The organism is Niallia sp. FSL R7-0648, assembly GCF_038007005.1.
In the GTDB taxonomy this organism is placed as follows: Bacteria; Bacillota; Bacilli; order Bacillales; family Cytobacillaceae; genus Niallia; species Niallia circulans.
In genome coordinates this window covers 3847181-3870060 of the sequence record NZ_JBBOWE010000001.1, presented here as the reverse complement: position 1 = coordinate 3870060, position 22880 = coordinate 3847181, and the positions used below count along the sequence as shown (strand labels likewise).

The following is a 22880-nucleotide window of genomic DNA, read 5'->3' as shown; positions in this document are numbered from 1 at the left end:
TCTATAGGAGGAGTGGTTTGTATGAAAAATATTTTATTAGTATGTAATCAAGGAATGTCTACGAGTTTTTTAGTAGAAAAAATGAAGCAGGCAGCAAAAGAGCAAAGCATAGAGGTAAATATTTGGGCGGTTTCAGATGCAGAATTACATGAAAACTGGGAAAAAGCAGATATTGTTTTATTGGGACCACAGGTAGGATATTTAAAAAGCAATACAGAGAAAGTAGTCGGTAATAGTATTCCTGTTACTGTCATTGATTTTGTTGATTATGGAAGAGTAAACGGAGCGGCAGTTCTTAAGACCGCATTAGAAATGATAGAAAAATAGTTTATAAGAGGCGAGGGATTGAAATGGAAGGAACAGAACTAATTGCTTTTCAAATCATTGGGAATGTTGGGATGGCGAAGACAAAGTTTATAGAAGCACTAGCTCAAGCGAAAAACGGTGATTTTTCCAGTGCAGCTTCATTGATGAAGGAAGGATCAGACCTTTTGGTTGAAGGCCATAAAGTTCATGGTGAATTAATCAAAAATGAGGCTGCGGGTAATAAAACAGAATTCTCTATTTTATTAATGCATGCAGAAGATCAATTTATGAGTACAGAAACAATTAAATTGCTCATTGCAGAAATGATTGAATGGAGGCAAGAACTAAGAACCGTTAACTGAAGTTGGAAATAAAGGGTCTATTTTGAAGTATCTGCTAAGTAGGATAACTATATATTTCAAGACCTTTTAGGAGGATAGCGGCCATACTATCCTCTTTGCATTTATTATTTTTTAAAATTATTGGTGCTACTTCATCTTGAAGCTTGTTCACACATTCTCATTAAAAAAGAAGACTGTTTCACTCCCCTTAAACCGTCTATCTGTTTCTAGTTTGCTATTTTCTTCTCTTTGGATGCAGGAATTGTAATTTCAGAACGAAAGTATTGTTTATCTAAGATGGCAAGGAACGGAATCCAGATTACTACGACGATTGCTAAATTAACGAGTTGAAGAATTCCACCTGCTATTGAATTAGTAACAAGCATCCCACCGATAAATATGGGCGTAGTCCATGGGACGTGTACCCCTGTCGATACGGGGACAAGCCCTGTTGCCATGGAGAAATAGGTAACGATTGTTACAACAACTGGAGATAAAAGCCATGGAATGATAATTAAAGGGTTCATAACAATTGGCAAACCAAAAATAATCGGTTCATTTACGTTAAATATCGATGGTCCTCCCCCCAGCTTCCCAAGTTGTCGTAATTGCTTACTTTTGGTAATGAAAAAGATACCAAGAATAACGGCCATTGTCATTCCAGTTCCGCCCATTCCAACGATGAACGTATCAATGAACTGGTTATTAACAATATTGGGCCGCTCTAAACCAGCGTTAAAGGCTTCAAGATTTTCTAAAGAAAGAGTCATCCAAATTGGGTCCATAATGGAATTCACAATGATTTGGCCATGCAGTCCAAAAAACCAAAATAACTGAATGATTAAAACGGCGATAATGGTTGCGGCAAGCCCGCTTCCAAGAGAGGTTAAAGGTTTTTGAATCACAGTGAAAATAAAATTTTGTACCGTTTCAAAGGATGTGTAGCTAAATAGGATACGAATTAAGAGAAATATTGTTAAGGTGAAGGTAATAGGAATTAAAGAACTGAAAGATTTCGATACGGCCTCAGGCACACCATCTGGCATTTTTATGGTCCAGTTTTTTTGTAAAAAGAAACGATATAATTCAACCGATAAGAAAGCGGTGAAAATTCCTAAAAACAGACCTTGTGCACCTAATGCTGCAGAAGGAATAACACCAGAAACGCCTTCCAATACTTGTGGAGTTAAGATAATGAATGCCGCAATCGATGCGAAACCGCCATATAGCCCATCCATTTTATAATATTGCGTTAATTTAAAGCCAATCCCACATATTACGAATAGTCCCATAATACTTAATGTAGATGCAGAAGCTGGACCTAGCGCATTTTTATAAGAGGTAACAGCACCCTCATTCAGGATTTTATCTAAAAAGGGCAAATTAGCTAAAACAACAAAGATTGATCCAAATATAATCATAGGTAAAGCACTCATAAATCCGTCACGCAGTGCACCAAGATAACGATTTGTATTTAATTTCCGGGCTATTGGCAATAATATTTTTTCTAAAAAGGTAGTGAATTTATCCATTAACAACACTCCTCTAAATATTTTTTAAACGCTTACAAAAAAGAATGAAGCTTTAACGAAAGCCTGTTTGTAAAAAATATCTGTATGATAGCAATACTAAACTAAAAAATAGGAATGAATAAAGCACTCTTACTGGACCACCTCCCTTTTGCTAAAACATTTTCAACTATCTTTTTACTATTCAGTTTAGTTCAAGCTGTTTATAAACTACAGCTATGCTTTTTCCGTTTAATTTGGAAAATGTTATCTAGGACAATACAATAGTAGGTGAAACATAATCCTTGCTAATTCGTAAATACTTAGAGACATTCTTTAGGAGGGAGTTAAATGAACAGGGAAATTATTTTTGAAGAGGACGCTGCTGTACTGAAGATAAGAGGATTTATGATGCTGTTCACTTTCAAGCATAAAGTGAAGATGCCCTATAGCATGATTAAGAGTGTATTTGTTGATTATTTTGATCCACCGAAATGGATGATTCGTATGCCTGGAACTTCTATTTCGCCGTTAAATATATATGAAGGCTCTTATAAATACCAAGATGAATGGTATTTTTTATCTTACGAAGGAAGGATTCCAGTCGTAATCATCGAATTGGATAACCATGAGAAGTATCGCTATGTCATTTTCCAAATTGAAAATCCAACAGAGGTGGCAGCTGAGCTGAGGAGGAAAATGGCGGAAGCAGAGGGGCGGTACTACTGAGGTATGTCTTCAGTACAATCGTTCCTCTGAGGACTAAAGAGGGGGAAATATACAGGTGAAATGGCATATAAAGAAATTTAATGAGTTAACAAACGTGGAATTATATACGCTTTTGAAAGAGAGAACGGCTGTTTTTGTGGTGGAGCAAAATTGTCCTTATTTAGAGGTGGATGGAAAGGATTTAGAATCGTTTCATCTTTTTGCTGAAAAACAGGGGGAGATTGTTGCGTATTTAAGAATTTTACCTCCAGGGGTGTCATATCCAGAGGCCTCTTTAGGGAGAATTTTTGTAAAGAAAGAATATAGAGGACAAGGATTTGCAGAAGAGCTTGTAAGTCGCGGGATTGATTATATCAAGCAAGAGCTAAAAGAAGAGAGGATAAAAATTCAGGCACAGGACTATTTGCGGAACTTTTATCAGTCTTTTGGCTTTCAAGCCATATCAGAAGTATATTTAGAAGACAATATTCCTCATATTGATATGTTATTAAACGGAAAAATAGCGCAAACTAAGTAACGAAGATTAGATTTGAATACCTAATTTCGGTATAAAATACAGCATTCCTGCCTACCCTTTAATAATGCAAGGGGTGTTGTGAAATGTTCTACATAGAAATTATAGTAGCGATTCTTTTAATCTTGGCTTTTATGAAATACTTATGGACCAAAAAAGAAAATGATTATCAGACTACTCTGCTGGCTAATCATATCGAGTCAAGTGACGAGTTAAAAAAGACATTGGCAATGGGGCTTTATTTAAGGTTTTGTAAAGAGGAAAAAGACAATAACTATTCATCTATTTATTTAAAACAAGATCCTCGCCAATTTGAAAGGTTTGCTGCGGAAATTATGGAGAAGACAAGAGGCGGATCGACATGGGTGACTCCTCCGACAGGTGATTTTGGAGTAGACTTTGAACATGAAACAGAAAAAGGATTGTTTCTTGGACAAGTAAAATGTTATCAAGGAGATTTACCATTTGATTCAATTGCCCTGATTCATTCGAATATAATCAAACGAGGAGCTCAAGGTGGATATGTTATTACAACAGGCAGCTTTACATCTGCAGCTTATGAATATGCCAAAGGATTAAATGTTGAATTAATCGACGGTGTTAAGTTTGTGGAAAGCTGGTTAAGTAGTTTGAGCAAAGAGGAAAAAGAAATGAAGGAATTATTGCTCGTTTAAGGGAAGCAGAGGGACGGCTCATCTGAAGTTATGTATTCGGAAGAGCCATCTCTCTGCTTCTTTTTTAGATGTATTGGAAAATAGGAAAAAGGAATAATAATGGAAATGGTTCTGTCAAAAATGATTTGGAGGGGGATTTTTTATGAGGAAATTTACGTATGCTTTTCTGGCAGTATGTATGATATTGCTTGTTGCTTGTTCAGCAGATAAGAATAAAAAGGAAAATACGGATAATAACAAACAAGCAGATGAACAAAAGGTGAATGTGGATAAAGGTCTTTTAAATGTTGAAATCACACTGCCAGCCTCTTTGTTTGAAGGGGAAGATATTGATTCCGTAATTGCGGATGTAGAAAAAGAGGGCATTAAAGTTACTAAAAATGAAGATGGTTCCCTTACTTATAAAATGTCTAAGGCAAAACATAAAGAGATGATGAAGGAAATGGAAACCTCGTTAGAAGAATCCATTAAGGAAATAAAAGAGAGTGATGATTATGTATCTATTAAGGATATCACGCATAATAAATCATTTTCTGAATTTACGTTAGTGGTTGATAAAAAGAAATATGAAGATAGTATGGATAGTTTTGCTATTTTTACCCTTGGAATAACAGGCATGATGTATCAAGTGTATAGTGGCGTAGACCCAGATGATTATCAAGTCAAGATTTGGACAAAAGACGAGGCTACAAAGAAAGTTTTGGATGAAACCATTTATCCTGATGATTTAGAAGAGGATTCGGATAAATAGAAGGAGTTTTTACATAGAGAAAAGTAAGGAGAATGAACATGAAAAAGAATCTACCAAATACATTTAAGCTGTGTCTAACTAGTTTATTTATTATCACTATTCTTGGAGGATGTGGACAAGATACCAAGGATGTAAAAATGAAAGAGAGTGATGAAGCTCAAGAAGAAGTGCAGACAAAAAAGTCAGATAAGAAAGAAGAAGCAAAGTCGAAGCTCGGCTCTCGAAGCAATCCAGTCCCATTGAAGAAGACAGTAACGGTTGAAGATGAACTATATAATGACAAAGGGGAGTCCTTTCCCATAAAGTTTGATTTAACTGTATTGGAAGTGACACGCGGAGAGGATGCTTATCAAAAATTGAAATCTATGAATGAATTCAATGAGCCTGCGCCAGATGGATATGAATGGCTTTTAGCGAAAACAAAAGTGAAGTTTACTGAATCGGCTACAAAAGATTTGTCCCTTTATATTGACGGAATAATGAATTTCGAAATGGTTAGTGAAAATGGGGATATATATAGTGGTGACATTCTCGGTACAACTGACCCTGAATTTAGTTATGAAATGTATGTAGGAAACGAAAAAGAAGGCTATATCTCTGGATTAGTGAAAAAAGGAGAAAAAGCGCAGCTACGCTATGAAGAGATGCTTGGAGGGAACGTGTTCTTAAACTTACAGTAAAGAAAAAGGAATCAGATTCTACTGATTCCCTAATATGTGCCTTCACAAGAACTATCTCTATACTTTAGAGATTTTCACATTATTGTTTTATAGGCTGGTCTTCGGTTTAGCTCAGTATCCATTATGCTTTGTTTGCCATCGAGTTTGTAGAATATCATGGTTGGTTATACCAATTAGTAATCAGATTACTTTTGGTACCTAGATGAAGCGTATTTTTATCTGCAAAACCTTAAAAAAGTTACAATACTTTTATTATTTTTGTCCTCCGAATAATCAATAATGTCTGGTTGAATGGTAAAAATTATCCTAAAAAGACCTGTTATCACCAATCCAGTAACCGTCTTTAAATGAAAGCTGAAGATCCTTCTTCCTGAAGTCCTTTTTTATATTGTTCTGGGGAAACTCCAGTGTACTTTTTAAAAACGCGAAAGAAATATTTAGGGTTATCATAGCCTACTGCTTTTGAAATTTGATATATTTTTCGATCGGATTTATTTAATAGTTCTTTTGCTTTTTCAATACGTACTGAATTTAAAAAGTCGATATATTTTTGGCCTGTTCTTTCTTTAAAAAGAGTAGATAGATAAGTACTATTGAGAAAGAATATATCTGATAAAAAGTCTAATTTTATATCTTTATAATAATATTTTGAAATATAACTCTTCACATTTTCAATAGTATCCTTAGAAGCATAAATTTTTTCATAGCTCATACTTTCAGCTATATTCGAAAGGAAGTTTATGAAGTATTCTATTAATTTTTCAAAGGAAAATATTGTTTCATAAACTGTTTTATAGATATCAGGTAATGTATGGTTTGTATTTGTATTATAAAAATTGTTTAGCATACCTTTTGTTTGCTCTAGAAGAAAAATACCGATTTGTTTGACTTCTCCTAAAGTTAAGTTATTTGTTTTTATCATGTCTGTAAGGATAGCTGTCAATCTCTCTTTCAATACATTGCTTTTTCCAGATTCAATAAAGAAAATAATCTCATCTATTTTTTCAAAGTGGATTATACGCTTTTCTTCGTTTCTTTTATAATGAAATATATTTTTTATTTCATTATTCTGTTTTGTATTAATTGCTGTAATGGTTTGTTTATATGCTTCGAAAAGCTGTGTTGGGTTATCCACTTTTTCGCTGATCCCACATAGAAATGAATTGGATGTAAAAGATAAGCTGGAAAGTCTGTCACAAAAATTTAGTTTATCCTCCTCTTCTAGAATGACAAATTCTATGTTATCCTCCTGTGGATGAGGCAAAAAGATACAATTTTCTGTTAGCGTTTTTGCTTGGATTGCTTGCTCATAGTAAATAGTTGCTAATCTTAATTGCTTATTAGAAAATTCTTTGATTAAATGTATTGGAAGTTTATTAATCGTTATGTTCCCTATAATAAAATGGCTTAATAAATTCCATTCTGCTATATTCGATGTGTTATTTTTCTTTTTCTTCTCCTTCTCTTCTTGTAATGTCTCCATTATTTGGGTGAGGACCGTACCAATAGTTTCTCGACTGAAGGGTTTTAAAATATAGCTTAGTGCTTTTGCTTGGATAGCCTTTTGGGCATAAGAAAAATTTTCAAATCCACTAATAACCATTACTTTAAGATTAGGGTGATTTTTTATTAGATTGTCTAAAAGCTGGGTGCCATCCATTAAGGGCATATCCATATCTGTGATAATAAAGTCAGGTTTAAGTTTATTTAGTAAACCTAAGGCTTCTAGTCCATTAGATGCTTCCCCAATACAGGTTAGCGGATAGTTGAGTTTTTGTATTTTTTTTAATGTTCCTTTTCGGATTATTTCTTCATCATCAACAATAATAAAATTATACAAGATCTTCTGTCCTCCTAATCATCAAGGGAATTAAAATGGTTACATTCGTACCCTGGTCTAGCGCACTTTCCATAATTAAGCCATATTCCTTTCCAAAAGTAAGTACCAGTCGAGTTTGGATATTGATTAGGCCTATATGAGATTCTAAATGCCGAATAATTGTAACTGCATCTTTAAGTTTCTTTCTCAATTTAAGTAATTCTGCGTTATTCATTCCCTTTCCATTATCAGAAACTTGGATTAGTAGATTATCACCATGTAAACTGATGTGTATCTGAATTTTTCCGTCTAGATGTCCTTTATTAAAACCGTGATTTATCGCATTTTCAATTAATGGTTGGAGTATTAATTTTGGAACAATTGAATGGTAGAGTTCATCAGATTGAATTTTAACTTCGTAATCAAATTTCTTCTGATAACGAATTTCTTGTATTTTAAGATAATCTTCTACATGTTTAAGCTCATCTGAAAGTTGAGCGTCGTTTACAAAACCGTTGGACGCATATTTAAACATATCTGAAAGAGCAATAGTTATGATGGATATTTCTTCAATATCCTCGAGTTCTGCTAAAGAATTGATGGATTCTAATGTATTGTAAAGAAAGTGGGAATCAATTTGGTTTTTATATACATTCATTTCTGTTGTTAATAGAGTTTTCTCAAATGCTATTTTTTCAGTAAGATATTGATTAAGTGTAGTCAACATTTTTTGATATTCTCGATAAAGGGTTCCAATTTCGTTATTTTGTTTAGAAAAAGAAGAGTCTTCCAAACAATAAATATTATTCATGGAGTTTTTTCTCATTACCTTTGATAAATTAATAATCGGTAAAGTGAATTTTTTTGAAAAAAAGTAAAAAATAACAGAAGATACAGCAAGCACAATGCCCAAAATAAGTATGACCGTGACGAATGTCTTGAAAAGTAACTTGTGGTAATCACTAAAGTCAATAAAGGCACGAATTTGAATGGGATATTCTGTTGAAGCCAAGGTTTGATTTTTTATATATGGGTTTGTATCCATCTGTTTATTTAAATTTTCATAAAGCGTCTCAAATGAGTCTGATTTGATTACTTGAAACCCAACCATATTCTGCAAGGAATTTTCCGAAATAAAACGAAAAAAGTCGGGCTCACAGTTAACTAGCATTACTCCTAATAGTTTTTTAGAATAAAAATCATAGATTGCTCTTGTAAAAAAGATAGTAGATTCGTTATAGCCGTTAACGATGTAGTTATTTTCTTGCTGTATGCTGATAACCAGATCACCTTTCGCTTTTAATGCTTCCTTATACCAAGGTTCATCAAGCGGATTAAATCCATAGGAAAAATCTTTATATGTATTGGAATAGGAAAAGATATGACCGTTAGGTGTGATGATTGCTAAGAAATTAATATTGCTTGTACGATATAGCAATGTAGAAAAGATTCCTTTTATTTCCTCATTAGTGTAATATAGGTCCTCTTTCGAATAGTTACTTGATTTATATTTACGCAAATCATTCATTAGATTATAGGAACTTTTTGAATAAAATTGTGCTTTTTCTGTTAGAATGTCTATTTCGTCTATTTGATTATTGAGGGTATCTATAGCCTGGTGCATAACAGAATTTGTATTCGCTTTCATTTCTTTCGAAGAATTATTGTAGTAGAAAGTATAAGAATAAAATCCGAGCGACAACAAGGACAGACCAGTAATCACTAAAGTATATAGCATTAGCTTTTTTTGAATTTTCAAAACGGTCACCCTAACATGAATAATCTAAAAAAAGTATACCATAACAGTAAAAAAAAATATACTTCACCTATTTTATTATGGACATATAGAAATGAAAAGGGGGATAAATGATGAAAAAGGTTTTAACAACGATTATTACTATGATTTTAATAATGACACTTTTAACTGCTTGTGGAAGCAATAAGAGTTCTGGTGGTACAGGAAATAGTAATACCATTACCGTAATGGCATCTGGTGTGAAAAATGGTACACAGGGCATTTTTTTAGAACGATTTAAAGAGTTAGTAGAAAAAGAATATCCAGGTACAAAGGTTGAATATACGTTATTACCTGATGATCAATACTATACAGCTTTAAAAAGTAAATTATCTACAGGGCAATCACCGGATATGTTCCTAGTTCAACCCAAAAAGGCTAGTGCAAGTTCGGTAGAAGAAATGGCAAAAGCAGGGTACATTGAAGATTTGTCTGACCTAGAAAATTGGGACAAACTTGTTGAGCAAGGGAAAGAGGATATGTCTTATAAGGGTAAACCGTATGCTTTATCCAGTGGGATTGGTGTATTAGGAACATGGTATAACAAAGATGTATTTAAGGAGAATAATCTTGAAATCCCTAAAAATTGGGATGAATTTCTAAATGCGTGTGAGGTACTTAAAAAAGCTGGTATTACTCCTATTGTAATGGGGGATAAAGATTCTTTTATGATTCAATTTGGAATGTATCAAATCGCTGCTAACCAAGTATATCCAAACAATCCTGATTTTGATAATCAATTATACACAGGGGAAACCAATTTTACAGACACTTTATGGGTTAATACAATTACAATGTACAAAGAGCTTTATGATAAGGGATATGTAACTAGTAATTCATTGGGATTAGGTCAGCCGCAGGCACAGCAAATATTTAAAGATCAACAAGCAGCAATGATTTTTGACGGAGATTTTAGCTTTCCTGCACTAGAAAATGATCATTTTGAATTAGGTTTTATGGGATTACCGGCAAATGATACTGGAGATTCTTATATCGCTGCGGCAACTGCAGCTGGATATGCAATAAGTTCAAAAAGTGAACATAAAGAGATGCTGAAAGAAATTTTTAATAAAATGTCAGATGGTGAATCTGCGTTTTATTATGCATGGATTCAAACTGCCACTTCTTTCACAACCTATAAAGGAGTGGAATTAAGCAATCCTGTATTTAATGATGTTATTCCTGCATTCGAAGCAGGACGCTCCTTCTATTGGTGTAATCAAGCCTGGCCATCAGGAACAGAAACGGAAATGCAAGCGAAGTTTAGTGAAATGATTGGTACTGGTAAACTAGATCCAAAAGATGTTGCCAAGGCGATGCAAGCGAAGTTCGATGAGTTGAAGAGTGAGTAATATAGAAAATGATAGAGGGGTAGAAATCCCCTTTATCCTCTTTTGGAGGAGGAGTCATCTTTCATGGAAACTGTTAAAGAAATTAAAGCAGAGTTGAATAGACCTAGAAAACCGAAAAAGAATAACTTGATGAAACAGCAGTCTCTCGTTATGAATAATCGATTATTTATTTTTGTAATCCCAGCTTTATTAATATTTGCTGTCTTTTGGATATGGCCATTTTTAAAACTGTTTACTTTTAGTGTTACTGATTTTAACGGTTTTAACATGAATTATAATAATGTTGGGTTCGATAATTTTAAATCGATTATCGAGTCTGGAACTTTAACAAATTCAATAAAAAATACTTTAATATATACCGTTTTACTAGTTATAGTAGGAAATATTTTGGCTCTTATTTTGGCAATGGCTTTAAATACCAAGATAAAAGGAATGGGATTTTATCGTTCAGCAGCCTATATTCCTGCATTATTTAGCGCAATAGTAATTGGCTTTATTTGGAGCTATGTTTATATGCCTCAATCGGGTATGATCCCTTCCGTTATGAATTTGATTGGAATCGATGCAAGTACATTTAATATTTTAGGTGATTACCAAAATGCCTTATATGGAATAACAGTAGTTGATATATGGAAGAACATTGGACAAACGATGATTATTTATTTAGCAGGGTTACAAACAATTGATGATTCTTTGCTTGAATCGGCAAGTATGGATGGGTGTAATGAATTACAACTTATTCGGTATGTGAAAATTCCTTTATTAGCTCCGGCTATTACTATAAACATAGTATTATCCGTTATTAATGGTTTAAAAGCATTTGACTATCCGTTTATTATGACTAATGGCGGTCCTGGTGAGTCAACTAATACATTGATGTTTTCTATTTATAAGATGGCATTTACAGAGCAGCAGTTTGGGAAAGCAGCAGCATTCTCTGTCGTTTCGTTTATTGTAATAATTATTATTACAGCCCTCTTATTGATCATCATGAATAAGAAGGAGAGTGAAATGGAATGAAAATAAAATATGGAAAAATGGGAATTCACTTTGGGCTCATCATTTTTTTAATAGTAACATTGGCACCATTAGCGATAGCGTTGTCAACTTCTTTCAAACCGCCTGGAGATACTTCTTCTCCGTTAAAATTGTTTACGGAGTTTTCTTTTGAAAGTTATAAGACAGCTTTTCAGGCAATGAACTTTGGCACCTCCTTTATAAATAGTATTATTACTACTTTTGGTAGCGTATTTGTTGTTGTTTTGCTGGCTTCAATGGCTGCTTACCCACTCGGCAGAATACAAAATAAATGGAGTAAATTACTATATATTCTGTTTATTTCTGGCTTGATTATTCCGGGACAAATGGTGGTAATCCCTATTGCGCAAGTATTTAATACATTAGGTGTGCCTAGTAATCGATTTACACCAATGATTATGTTTATTACCTGTAGCATTCCATTTTCAGCATTCTTATACACTGGATTTATGCGAACGATTCCAGCTGAAATAGAAGAATCAGCTTATTTAGATGGGGCAAATTTATTTACTCGCTTTTTTAAAATTGTCTTTCCATTATTATCTCCTGCAACTGTTTCGGTAGTGATAACTCAAGGTATATGGATTTGGAACGACTACTTCTATCCATTAATCTTTGTCAGCAAACAAGCGGAAATGAGTCTCCCGGTTACGATGCTTAATTTCTTAGGAGATAAAGAAAACCCAGCGCAATGGAGTGTGCTTTTTGCAGCTTGTATTCTATGTGCTATTCCGTTAATTATCACTTTCTCTTTATTACAAAAACATTTTGTAAGCGGTATATCCTCAGGTGCGGTGAAGGGATAGAGATGAAATGAGAAATTTTATGGAGAAGGGCTTGAGCTATTCCAATTATATTTATCAGTTTTTTATTTTGAATAGTTTGTTTTTAATAACAAATGTATTGTTTTTTCAATTCTTTTTTGCGATTGATTTTAAGCTTATCTTTTTCCCTTTGTTTTTTCTTGTAAGTCAAACTATTATTCCTTCTTGCGTTGCAAGTGTAAGATGCTTGAATAAGCTATTAAAAAATGAATCAACAAGAATATTTTATACATTTTGTAAGGAACTAATTTATACAGTAAAACATGAGTGGAAAATATGGATGGCATGTATATTTTGCATATTTCTAACATTGTCTACTTTATATGTTCCTTTGCAAGCATCCTATGTAACCAATGTATTTACAATGATGAATGTTATTTTCTTTTGCATAGAAGTTTTAATGGTAATCATAATGATTGGCAATGCTCAAAAGTATGAAGGAAAAAAATTATTACTATTTTGTATGATAAATTTTTTAAAACAAATTCCATTAAGTGTATTAATGATTGTTTTGATGGCAGCACTGATTATTGCTGTTCAGAAAATTTCTTTTATGTTTATCCTTTTTATTTTCAGTACAGCTTTATATTTTCTCTACTTTCTGTTTAGAGCTAATACGAAATCAATTCGATTAGTTAATCTCGAGTAAGATGGAGTTATTTCCTCATTTTACACAGTAGGTATTTAAAAAAATAAGTTAGGAGCATAGTAGATGTATTTGGTGATTGATATAGGAGGAACCTTTATAAAATATGGATTAATGGATAGGGAAGGTAATCTTCACTGCAAAAGTAAAAAAAGATCGACAACAGAAAACTTAATTGCTTTTAAAAATATTCTTTATGAAATTGTGGAAGCACATAGCCTAACGAATATAAAGGGAATTGCCCTTAGTTGTCCAGGAACAATTGATGTGAATACAGGGATGATTTATTATGGTGGCTCTTATCCTTTTTTGCATAAAGTAAATTTGGCATGCGATTTGCAGAAGAAATACGGAAAAAAGGTGACCATTGAGAATGATGGGAAATGTGCAGCATTAGCTGAGCTATGGCAAGGTAGTTTAAAGGAAGTAAATGATGCAGTTGTTTTGATTCTCGGTAGTGGAGTTGGGGGAGGTATTATCCTTAATAGACAACTTCATCGTGGGATAAATTTATCTGCAGGTGAGCTCAGCTATGTGATGAGTAATATAGATACATCAACAAAAAAGGGAAGGTTTGTAGGGAATGATTGTTCAGCTGTTAAAATGATAAAACATATTGCAGAAACAAAACAATTGCATGATTTAACAGACGGAGAAGCAGTTTTTGATTATATTAACTCTGGTGATAAAGTGGCTAACGAGATTTTTGATGAATATTGTCTTTATATAGCTGCCCAAATAATGAATTTACAATATATTTTGGATCCAGAGCTATTTTCCATAGGGGGTGGGATTAGTTCGCAACCTATTCTACATGAGAGAATCCACTGGGCAATGGAGCAATTAAGAAAAGAAAACCCTTTCCACATAGCAAAACCAGTAGTAGTTCCTTGCAAGTTTCTTAGTGATGCTAATTTGTATGGAGCCCTGTATCAATTTTTAAAAGGTATGAAAAAAGGTGGGGAAATCGTGTATGAGTGAAATGATTTTTCAACAAAATCAAGATAGAAGGATTATCGAGAATAAGAACTTTTTACAAAAGGCAGAGAGATTACTTCCTAGATTAAAAGAAACAATTGTTCATCCCGTTCAAATAGTAGATGTAGTTCCTGATGATGAAATCATACATGGGTGGAAAACAAAACATATTCATTCCATAGAGAAATTACCGGATTTAACTTTTGGGAAAAAGGATCAAATTATCCTTGATTTTGATAATCATCAAGTAGGCTATTTATCCCTACACATTAAACCAGTGGGGAGCCCACCGGATGCGCCGCTTCATCTGAAAATCACTTTTGGAGAAATGCCAGTTGAAGTTGCGGAGGATTTTTCAACCTACAATGGAATTATAAGCAGTGCTTGGTTACAAGAAGAATTTATTCATATGGATGTATTGCCTGGAATTCTTAATTTAGAGAGGCGCTATAGTTTTCGATATGTAAAAATAGAAGTACTAGCTACCTCACCCAAATACAAGGTTTGTTTTAATAATATAGTTTGTAAAAGTGTAAGTTCAGCAGACACAGCAGTTGTTAGCAAACTGGAGAATTCAGATTTGCTTCTGAAGAGAATTGACGAAGTCAGCATAAAGACACTTGTTGATTGTATGCAGGAGGTATTTGAAGATGGTCCGAAACGTGATCGCCGTCTATGGCTAGGAGATCTCCGCCTTCAAGCGTTAGCTAATTATGCAACAGTTACAAATAATGACCTAGTAAAACGCTGTCTATATCTTTTTGCAGGCACACCCGACGATAAAGGTAGGATTGCTGCCAATTTATTTATCAAACCGGCTGTTATTGCAGATGATACTTATTTTACTGATTACTCTCTCTTTTTTATGGATACATTAGTAGACTACTATAAAGAAACAAAAGATACAGAGACGCTGATAGAACTATGGCCAATTGCTTTTAAACAAATAGAGAATGCATTAAAGTCTGTAGATACAAATAATCTTTTAAAAGGAGAAGGCTTCTTTGCTTTTATTGATTGGGCTGAAGGATTGGAAAAGGAAACAGCTGCTCAAGGCATCCTTATATATATAATGAAAAAGGCACTTTCGATTGCAGAGATAGTTAATAAAGAACACGCAATGTTTTTAGAGGATAAAATTCCTCTATTAGTAGAGGCAAGTAAAAAACATCTGTGGGATTCAAATACTGGATTATTTATTAGTGGTGAAAATAAGCAGATATCCTACGCAAGTCAGGTATGGATGATTCTTGCAGGTGTTCCTTCGACAGTGGAGGCACAATGTATTTTAAGGAAATTATCAACTGTCTCTGCTATTGAGCCATCGACTCCTTATATGTATCATCATCTTGTAGAGGCATACATAGTTGCAGGAGAAAAAGAAACCGCTGTGGAAAAAATTAAAGAATATTGGGGAGAAATGCTAAAAGATGGAGCAGATACATTTTGGGAACTCTATAATCCAAAAGATAAAACTTTCTCACCTTATGGAGGCTATCTAATCAATAGCTACTGCCATGCTTGGAGTTGCACACCAACCTATTTAATCAGAAAGTATAATTTATAACAAAAAAGACGCAACTAGCCTTGCTAATTGTGTCTTTTTTGCTTTCCTAGAAATGATAATGTTTTATCATTTGCTTTCTTTACTTTTTAACAAACATTTGCACCCATTCATAACCGCCTTCATCAAAACCAACACCGATATGTGTGTACTTATCATTTAGGATATTGGCACGGTGACCTTCACTATTCATCCAAGCGTTGACTACTTCTTCCGGTGAACGTTGTCCTTGTGCAATGTTTTCACCGGCTGACTCGTACGTAATTCCAAAGTCTCTCATCATGTCAAATGGCGATCCATAAGTAGGACTTGTATGGGAGAAATATCCCTTGTCATTCATATCTTTCGCTTTCATATCTGCTACGTTGTTTAATTCCGGATACGCTTGTAAAGCAGGAAGTCCTTGTTTTTTTCTTTCAGCGTTTGTTAAGTCGATAACTTCCGACACAAAGTTACTTGGTTCTTTTTTTGCTGTATTATTAGGTGTTGTTTGCGGAGCAGATTGAGCACCTGGTTGTGCACCTTGATTTGCTTGTTGCTGCTCTGTAGCCTGTTGCTGTTGTGGAGTGGCTTTTTGCACTTGTTGTTTATTTGTTGCATTTGGATTATTTGAATCATACGTTCCGACAATTGTTCGAAATTCGTATTTAGCATTTTGTATTTTTACAGGTTGTGTATGCGGATATTTCTTACTATTTACATTTGTTTTTAAGCTAGAAATTGTAGAGTCATTATAACGATCTATATTCATATCTGAAGCTTCATGATCATTATTATTACATCCTGCTAGCACAAGAAAACTCATGCATGCAAGGACAGAAAATGTATTTTTAATCTTCATTATATTTTCTCCTTTTGTATATAAAGTTTTTACCCTTTTATTTTTTCACCTTTAAATAAAATTACATATGGGAATTAGAGGGATACAGAGTGATAATTACCATGAATTGGTTGGTTCTGTTCGCAGTAGAATAGTCTTTTTGAATACATACTAAGGATGGAAGTTAAGTATTAGATTAATTTACGGCTATACGATTTAGCATTCTTTATAGTTAATTCAACAGAGATCATTTCCTATGTAGGATTTTATAGGGGGAATAAACCAATCTATCTCCGCTTCAACTACAAAAGGATTGCCTACTTCATCGATAATTCCTATTGGTCCCAGTATTACGTTGGAGCCAACCGAGTTTATTAAGGATAGAGAGGGACGGTTCTCCTGCTTTCTTGTTAGAAAATTTAGGAGAATCATCCTTATTTTCATCATTTTCTCATTTTTTTATAATAAAATGGATGAGCGAAAATTTAACAAGGAAAGTGAGAGCGAGAATGAAAACAAGGAAAAGCAAAAAGAAAAAGATATGGATTACTTTAGGAGTAATTATTGGAATACTTGTTATTGGATTAGGGTCTTACGTGTTTTATCTATTTCATAGCGTAGAAGAGACAGCAAACAAAATGTATAATCCTCTTGAAGATGATTCGAATTCAGAAAAACAGGCAAGAGAAGAAAAGCTTGATAATACAAAACCAATCTCTATTTTGCTTATGGGTGTGGATGAAAGAAAAGGTGATGTAGGAAGATCGGATACTCTCATCGTTATGACTTTGAATCCAAATAAAGATAAAATGCAGATGGTAAGTATTCCTCGTGATACGAAAACAGAAATCATTGGGGATGGGCGCGTAACAAAAATTAATGCAGCCTATGCTTATGGCGGAGTGAAAATGGCTAAGGATACGGTAGAAAATTTCACAGGTGTTAAAATGGATTATTATATCCAAGTAAATATGGAAGCACTAAGTGATTTGGTTGACGCCATTGGCGGGATTACTGTTCAAAATGACTTGGATTGGATTGATGAAGGATATTATAAAAAAGGCTATCATTATAAAAAGGGAACTTTAACATTAGATGGTCCCCAAACATTGGGATTTGTTAGAATGCGTCATCTAGATCCAAATGGTGATTTTGGTCGAAATGATAGACAAAGGGAAGTCATTACGGCTATTATTGATAAGGCTACAGGAATATCAACAGTAGCTCATTTTGATGAAATACTAGATGCACTTGGAGCAAATGTCAAAACAAACATTACGTTTGATCAAATGATGACCATACAGAAAAATTACCGTGATGTGCGAAAATCCGTAGAGCAATATGAAGTAAAAGGACAAGGCACTCCTCCTGGACAAACTTATTATTTAAATGTTCCAGAAGAAGAAAAAACGAAAGTGCATGATATGTTGAGTGAGAATTTACAATAAAGAAGGATAAAAAGGTACTAGCTGAAAATAGCTAGTACCTTTTTTAGGGGGACAATTCTCCTGTCTCTGTCTTTGCTAAAAGAATGCAATGAATTGCAAATTACAAGTATAGGAATTATTTTTATAACCCAACCGCTCTTTCTTAATGGATGAACAAAAAACTGAAGAAAGCAGTGTTTTTTTGTTTATCTATATTGGCAGGAAAATTTTCACTATAATAAATATAGACATACTGTATTCCAATAGTAGAGAGAGAGAAAGCTTTATATATAAAAGAGAAGGAGGTAAGTGAAATGGCGAGAAAGAAGGTCTTAGTAACAGGTGGGGCAGGGTTTATTGGAGGAAATTTTGTTCAATATATGGTGAATAAATATCCGGATTATGAAATTTATAATTTGGATTTACTAACATATGCAGGTGATTTAATAAAGCATAAAACAATAGAAGGAAAGAAGAATTATCATTTTATTAAGGCAGATATTGTAGATAAAGATACCATCCTTGCTCTTTTTGAAAAAGAGAGGTTCGACTACGTAACACATTTTGCTGCAGAAAGCCATGTTGATCGCTCTATTACAAATCCGGAAATTTTTGTAAGGACAAATGTTCTTGGCACGCAAGTATTATTAGATGCGGCAAAAACAATTGGCGTAACAAAGTTTCTACATGTTTCAACCGATGAAGTATATGGAGAATTAGACTTCGATTGCACTTCTTTCTTTACGGAAGATAGCCCACTTCATCCCAATAGTCCCTATAGTGCAAGTAAAGCATCTTCAGATATGCTTGTTCGTGCCTATCATCAAACATATGGTTTGCCAATTAATATTACCCGTTGTTCGAATAATTACGGACCCTATCAATTTCCTGAGAAATTAATCCCCTTGACGATTTCTCGTGTTTTAAACGATCAAAAGATTCCTATATATGGAGACGGGAAGAATATTCGTGACTGGCTACATGTATTTGATCACTGTGCAGCCATCGATTTAGTGCTCCATAAAGGTGAAAATGGAGAAGTCTATAACATTGGTGGACATAATGAACGAACAAACATAGAAGTAGTAAGAACCATTATAAACATACTAGGTAAGTCAGAAGATCTAATCGAATTCGTCCCTGACCGCCTCGGCCACGACAAACGATATGCCATCGATCCAACAAAAATAACAGCTTTAGGCTGGCAGCCAACTTTTACATTTCAAACCGGTATAGCCCAAACTATCCAATGGTATAAAAAGAAGCAGAGGGGAGTATCTTCTGCTTCTTTTAGAGTGGATCATAAGGATGTTTGTGACTGAATAGGGAACAATATTTTCATGAGTTATATGGCTATTTATCCTTCCTTTTCTATTCCTGTGGTGCTCCGCAAGCAAATAATTTTTTTTCCTGTAAGGCAATTGATATGATTAAGAATGACTTAAATAAGAAAGGATCTTGCAAAATGGCAAATTTAAATATACCTATATCCGTATTAAACCTTGCCCCGATTCGAGAGGGACAAACTTCTAAAGAAGCTATTGAATCAATGGTGGATTTAGCTCAAGCAACAGAGAAAATGGGCTATAAACGTTATTGGATTGCAGAGCATCATAATACATCTACACTTGTTAGTTCGGCAACTGCAATTCTTATTAAGCATACGCTTGAACACACAGACAGCATTATTGTAGGATCTGGCGGCGTGATGCTTCCAAACCATTCTCCATTAGTTGTTGCCGAACAGTTTGGAACGATGGCAACGATTTATCCAAATCGAGTAGATTTAGGACTTGGTAGAGCACCTGGAACTGATATGCTGACTGCGAGTGCATTAAGACGTTCGCAAAAGGATTCCGTCTATACCTTCCCAGAGGATGTTAATGCTCTTCTAACGTACTTTGGACCTGAAGAGGATCAAGGCTATGTAAAAGCACATCCAGGTGTTGGTACAAATGTACCGATATATATTCTTGGTTCTTCTACTGATTCAGCTTACTTAGCGGCAAGTCTAGGACTGCCTTATGTGTTTGCTTCTCATTTTGCACCGAGATATATGGCAGATGCAATCAAGATTTATCGTGAGCGTTTCAAACCTTCGAAGTATTTGGATAAGCCATATATGGTGGTTTGTTTAAATCTGATTGCCGCTGAAACAGATGAAGAGGCAGCTGTTTTACAGACATCTACTCATCAATTTTTCCTAAATGTTGTGCGTGGAACACAAATGCCGCTTCAGCCACCAGTGGATAGTTTAGATGGTCTTTGGAATCCACAGGAAGAAGAAATGGCCAAATCCATGTCTAGCGTGACTCTTTTAGGAAGCAAAGATTCCGTTCGCAACCAGCTTACAGCTTTTCAGGAACGCTTTAATGTCGATGAAATCATGGCAGTTTCTTATATTTTTGATCCTGAAAAACAGAAACGCTCTTATGAAATATTGAGAGAAGTAGTAGAGGGAAAATAAAAGTTCAGCAAAGAATTAAATCATAAAAAGGGTACTAGCTCCTGAAGCAAGTACCCTTTTTATGATTATTATTTCTCTTTATCCTCTTTTTTCTTTTCTTGCTGTTTCTCTTTTTGTTCCTCTGTTATTTTAAAATCACGATCCACTGTTTTGTTCTTTAAATCTTCATTATTAACCATCTATAACGCCTCCTTTTTTCTTATATATAGACGATTTTAAGCAGATTAAACGGTAAAGTAATAGGAAAAAGTGGGATTATTTGGGTATTTGGTAAGTGGATTTTTAGGATGGGCAGTAAGAAAGGAACAGTAAAGAGGAGAGAAGCGAGGGGACAGTCCTACCATTTCTTTTTTTGAAGAGACACACGAAAAGGAAACAGTAAAAACCATCCCCATGATTCTCCTCTATATTACCAGCTTGCTTTTTTTAGTCCAGGAATTTGGCCTTTGTAGGCTAATTCTCTTAAGCAAATCCGGCATAATTTAAATTTGCGGTATACAGAATGAGGTCTTCCGCATTGTTCACATCGTGTATATTCTTGTACTTTATATTTAGCAGTACGTTTTTGTTTATTGATAAGTGCTTGTTTAGCCATTATTCAGCCTCCTTTTAAAATAATTATAAACTAATAATTATTTTAAATAAATAGGAGATTAATGGCAGACAGAGAGAAGGTTGTGTTCCCCATTATTACCATGGGAAACAGAAGAACCTCGGAGTACTTTCTATGAAACTCGGGTATAAATAATATAAATAGGGAGGTGACGCTGATGGCTGAGAATAAAGGGAAATCTACCTCGAATAAGACGCAGCTGAATATGGATAATCCAGAACAGTATCCTACAGAAAATGAAAGTTTATTTGATAAGTTTGAGATAGAGCAGACAGTTGATCCCATTCCAATGGAAGATTTAAAAGAAGAACAAAGAGAAGAAAAGGCAAAACATGACACCAAAAATACATCTTCAAGTGAAAAAAAGTATAAAACTGGTATGTAATGCAGAGGGACGGTTTCTTGTTTCCCTATTTTGGCATTGAACCAAAATAGGGAAACAAGAAACCGTCCCTTATAGTAAATTGCTTAAATAGCTGTTAAGCCGCCATCAACAATAAATTCTGCCCCAGTTGAGTAACTGGATTCGTCTGATGCTAGGTATAGGACGATGTTTGTTACCTCTTCTGGCTGAGCTACTCGCTTAAGTGGTATATGTTTAGAAAATTCTTCTACAGCGGTTTTTGTATCTTCTTGTACAACCATAGGAGTCGCAATAACTCCAGGATGTACGGAATTTACGCGGATCCCATAATGAGTGCATTCTACTGCGGCTGCTTTCGTAATTCCTCGAACAGCAAATTTTGTATCAGTATAACCTACCGCACCTCCGACTATTCCATTGATAGAAGATATATTGATAATCGATCCGCCACCAGCTTTTTGCATGGAAGGAATGATAGTCTTTATCCCAAGAAATACAGATACTTGATTAATATCAACAATTCTGCGATAGTCTTCCTCTGTCATTTGTAAGATAGATTTTGCCGCTGTTATCCCAGCATTATTTACTAAAATATCAACAGATCCAAATTTTGCTTCTGTATTTGTAACTACAGTCTCCCATTCTTCCGCTTTCGTAACATTATGCTTTAGAAAGAAAGCGAAATCTCCTAATTCCTCCGCTAGTGCTTGTCCTTTTTCTTCATTTAAATCTGTTAAAACAACTTTTGCGCCCTCTTTTATAAAACGACGGGCATGAGCAGCTCCCATACCTTGAGCAGCCCCAGTAATAATAGCAATCTTTCCTTCTAATCGAGACATGATTAATCCTCCTTGTTAACGGTCAATAGTAAAAAAATAATGATAATCAAACAAATAAACTACATATGTAAATTAACAGAACTTTTAACTGTTGTCAAAGATAATATGTTATTAATAGTTTAACTGTAAATTAGAGAGGATAATCAAAAATTAGTATGATATAATTTATAAAAATTTGTAAGGTGGTATTATAGTCGTGGTAAAAGCAGATCGGAGAATAGTGAGAACACGCAATAATTTGAAAAGGGCCATGCTGGAGTTAGTAAAGAAAAAGGAATTTAAGGATATATCTATCACGGAAATAGCAGAAGTAGCAAAGTGTAATCGAGTAACGTTTTACTCTCATTATGATAATAGTTCACAATTATTGGAAGATGTGTTTAGAGATTATTTAGATCAATTGACTACGAATTTTAAACAAAGTTTTGCGGGTAAAAAGACTTTTTCATTATCTGATCCATCTCGGACAATTTCGCTATTTACATTTATACACGATAATCCCTTCATTTTTTCATTAATGCTAATGGGAGAGGTTATCCCTGGTTCTCAAAATATTTTTTGTGAAACTATTGCAAATATTAGCCGTGAGGAATTGGACTTAAAGGAAGAAATATGGTTTGATACAGAGGCTTTAAATTTATATGAAACATACGCACTGTTAGGATTATTCATCTATTGGATAAAAACAGATTTTCAAAGTACGCCAGAGGAAATGGCGGAAAGATTAGCCTACATTTATTCAAGAACATTGGGAGAAATAAAAGTAAAAGAGGAACGATAATTTACAGTTATGAGGCTGTCGATTTTTTAAGGATTAATAAAAAGGGGAAA

The 22880-nt window shown here is 34.2% G+C and carries 24 protein-coding genes; 18 read left to right on the top strand and 6 right to left on the bottom strand.

The features are described from left to right. The first annotated feature begins 21 nt into the window (after positions 1–21). Both NSQ89_RS18835 and NSQ89_RS18830 read left to right on the top strand, forming a co-directional pair. Positions 22–327, top strand: coding sequence for a PTS sugar transporter subunit IIB (locus tag NSQ89_RS18835; protein WP_047944463.1), 306 nt, complete (start codon positions 22–24; stop codon positions 325–327). A gap of 23 nt (positions 328–350) precedes the next feature. Next, positions 351–668 (top strand): PTS lactose/cellobiose transporter subunit IIA, encoded by a 318-nt coding sequence (locus NSQ89_RS18830; protein ID WP_341133026.1) that lies wholly within the window; start codon positions 351–353, stop codon positions 666–668. Positions 669–874: 206 nt separating this feature from the next. On the opposite strand, the gene celB is transcribed toward NSQ89_RS18830, so the two are convergent. Beyond that, on the bottom strand, positions 875–2179 hold the full coding sequence (gene celB, locus NSQ89_RS18825; protein ID WP_095320890.1) for a PTS cellobiose transporter subunit IIC: 1305 nt from the start codon (positions 2177–2179) through the stop codon (positions 875–877). 327 nt (positions 2180–2506) lie between these two features. Here celB and NSQ89_RS18820 point away from each other — a divergent pair, with 327 nt between their 5' ends. The 5 genes from NSQ89_RS18820 to NSQ89_RS18800 all read left to right on the top strand — a co-directional run bounded on the left by NSQ89_RS18820 (position 2507) and on the right by NSQ89_RS18800 (position 5503). Beyond that, complete coding sequence (locus tag NSQ89_RS18820) at positions 2507–2884, top strand: hypothetical protein (RefSeq protein WP_095259283.1); 378 nt, start codon at positions 2507–2509, stop codon at positions 2882–2884. 55 nt (positions 2885–2939) lie between these two features. Continuing rightward, on the top strand, positions 2940–3401 hold the full coding sequence (locus NSQ89_RS18815) for a GNAT family N-acetyltransferase (protein WP_095259284.1): 462 nt from the start codon (positions 2940–2942) through the stop codon (positions 3399–3401). Positions 3402–3484: 83 nt separating this feature from the next. Next, a complete protein-coding gene (locus NSQ89_RS18810) occupies positions 3485–4072 on the top strand; it encodes a restriction endonuclease (RefSeq protein WP_061798124.1) in 588 nt (195 codons plus the stop codon). 142 nt (positions 4073–4214) lie between these two features. Further along, positions 4215–4823 (top strand): hypothetical protein, encoded by a 609-nt coding sequence (locus tag NSQ89_RS18805; RefSeq protein ID WP_061798122.1) that lies wholly within the window; start codon positions 4215–4217, stop codon positions 4821–4823. Between the two features lie 38 nt (positions 4824–4861). Further along, positions 4862–5503 carry a hypothetical protein gene (locus tag NSQ89_RS18800; RefSeq protein WP_341133025.1) on the top strand — a complete coding sequence of 214 codons (642 nt, stop codon included), beginning with the start codon at positions 4862–4864 and terminating at the stop codon, positions 5501–5503. 343 nt (positions 5504–5846) lie between these two features. Here NSQ89_RS18800 and NSQ89_RS18795 read toward each other — a convergent pair whose 3' ends face one another. Together NSQ89_RS18795 and NSQ89_RS18790 are read right to left on the bottom strand one after the other, a co-directional pair. Beyond that, on the bottom strand, positions 5847–7343 hold the full coding sequence (locus NSQ89_RS18795) for a response regulator (protein WP_144544550.1): 1497 nt from the start codon (positions 7341–7343) through the stop codon (positions 5847–5849). Beyond that, the gene (locus NSQ89_RS18790) at positions 7336–9081 is read right to left on the bottom strand and encodes a histidine kinase (RefSeq protein WP_144544552.1); all 1746 of its coding nucleotides are present in this window, start codon (positions 9079–9081) and stop codon (positions 7336–7338) included. The genes NSQ89_RS18795 and NSQ89_RS18790 overlap by 8 nt, the downstream gene beginning before the upstream one ends. Before the next feature lie 107 nt (positions 9082–9188). On the opposite strand from NSQ89_RS18790, the gene NSQ89_RS18785 reads away from it, so the two are divergent. The 6 genes from NSQ89_RS18785 to NSQ89_RS18760 all read left to right on the top strand — a co-directional run bounded on the left by NSQ89_RS18785 (position 9189) and on the right by NSQ89_RS18760 (position 15522). Continuing rightward, a complete protein-coding gene (locus NSQ89_RS18785; protein WP_341133024.1) occupies positions 9189–10469 on the top strand; it encodes an ABC transporter substrate-binding protein in 1281 nt (426 codons plus the stop codon). Between the two features lie 63 nt (positions 10470–10532). Beyond that, on the top strand, positions 10533–11489 hold the full coding sequence (locus tag NSQ89_RS18780; RefSeq protein ID WP_321198260.1) for a carbohydrate ABC transporter permease: 957 nt from the start codon (positions 10533–10535) through the stop codon (positions 11487–11489). Continuing rightward, entirely contained in the window at positions 11486–12313 is an 828-nt protein-coding gene (locus NSQ89_RS18775) for an ABC transporter permease subunit (RefSeq protein ID WP_144544555.1), read from the top strand. Before NSQ89_RS18780 ends, NSQ89_RS18775 begins: the two co-directional genes overlap by 4 nt. A 298-nt stretch (positions 12314–12611) precedes the next feature. Then, positions 12612–12980 carry a hypothetical protein gene (locus NSQ89_RS18770; protein WP_144544557.1) on the top strand — a complete coding sequence of 123 codons (369 nt, stop codon included), beginning with the start codon at positions 12612–12614 and terminating at the stop codon, positions 12978–12980. A gap of 63 nt (positions 12981–13043) precedes the next feature. Continuing rightward, positions 13044–13958 (top strand): ROK family protein, encoded by a 915-nt coding sequence (locus NSQ89_RS18765; protein WP_144544559.1) that lies wholly within the window; start codon positions 13044–13046, stop codon positions 13956–13958. Continuing rightward, on the top strand, positions 13951–15522 hold the full coding sequence (locus NSQ89_RS18760; RefSeq protein ID WP_341133023.1) for an alpha-L-rhamnosidase-related protein: 1572 nt from the start codon (positions 13951–13953) through the stop codon (positions 15520–15522). Before NSQ89_RS18765 ends, NSQ89_RS18760 begins: the two co-directional genes overlap by 8 nt. A 79-nt stretch (positions 15523–15601) precedes the next feature. Here the strand turns inward: NSQ89_RS18760 and NSQ89_RS18755 are convergent, their stop codons facing one another. Then, a complete protein-coding gene (locus tag NSQ89_RS18755) occupies positions 15602–16360 on the bottom strand; it encodes a CAP domain-containing protein (RefSeq protein WP_144544563.1) in 759 nt (252 codons plus the stop codon). A gap of 488 nt (positions 16361–16848) precedes the next feature. On the opposite strand from NSQ89_RS18755, the gene NSQ89_RS18750 reads away from it, so the two are divergent. From NSQ89_RS18750 to NSQ89_RS18740, 3 genes are all read left to right on the top strand, one after another. Continuing rightward, positions 16849–17787, top strand: a complete 939-nt coding sequence (locus NSQ89_RS18750; protein ID WP_144544565.1) for an LCP family glycopolymer transferase — start codon at positions 16849–16851, stop codon at positions 17785–17787. Positions 17788–18080: 293 nt separating this feature from the next. Beyond that, positions 18081–19088 carry a dTDP-glucose 4,6-dehydratase gene (rfbB, locus tag NSQ89_RS18745; protein ID WP_144544567.1) on the top strand — a complete coding sequence of 336 codons (1008 nt, stop codon included), beginning with the start codon at positions 18081–18083 and terminating at the stop codon, positions 19086–19088. 143 nt (positions 19089–19231) lie between these two features. Beyond that, positions 19232–20233, top strand: coding sequence for an LLM class flavin-dependent oxidoreductase (locus NSQ89_RS18740; protein ID WP_144544569.1), 1002 nt, complete (start codon positions 19232–19234; stop codon positions 20231–20233). A 409-nt stretch (positions 20234–20642) separates the two neighbouring features. Here the strand turns inward: NSQ89_RS18740 and NSQ89_RS18735 are convergent, their stop codons facing one another. Beyond that, positions 20643–20828, bottom strand: a complete 186-nt coding sequence (locus tag NSQ89_RS18735; protein WP_047944445.1) for a type Z 30S ribosomal protein S14 — start codon at positions 20826–20828, stop codon at positions 20643–20645. A 175-nt stretch (positions 20829–21003) separates the two neighbouring features. Here NSQ89_RS18735 and NSQ89_RS18730 point away from each other — a divergent pair, with 175 nt between their 5' ends. After that, positions 21004–21231, top strand: a complete 228-nt coding sequence (locus NSQ89_RS18730; protein WP_123258326.1) for a hypothetical protein — start codon at positions 21004–21006, stop codon at positions 21229–21231. 83 nt (positions 21232–21314) lie between these two features. Here the strand turns inward: NSQ89_RS18730 and NSQ89_RS18725 are convergent, their stop codons facing one another. Beyond that, on the bottom strand, positions 21315–22049 hold the full coding sequence (locus NSQ89_RS18725; RefSeq protein WP_095259529.1) for a glucose 1-dehydrogenase: 735 nt from the start codon (positions 22047–22049) through the stop codon (positions 21315–21317). A gap of 196 nt (positions 22050–22245) precedes the next feature. Between NSQ89_RS18725 and NSQ89_RS18720 the strand changes: the two genes are divergently transcribed. Continuing rightward, positions 22246–22830 (top strand): TetR/AcrR family transcriptional regulator, encoded by a 585-nt coding sequence (locus NSQ89_RS18720; protein ID WP_095259528.1) that lies wholly within the window; start codon positions 22246–22248, stop codon positions 22828–22830. Positions 22831–22880: the final 50 nt, after the last annotated feature.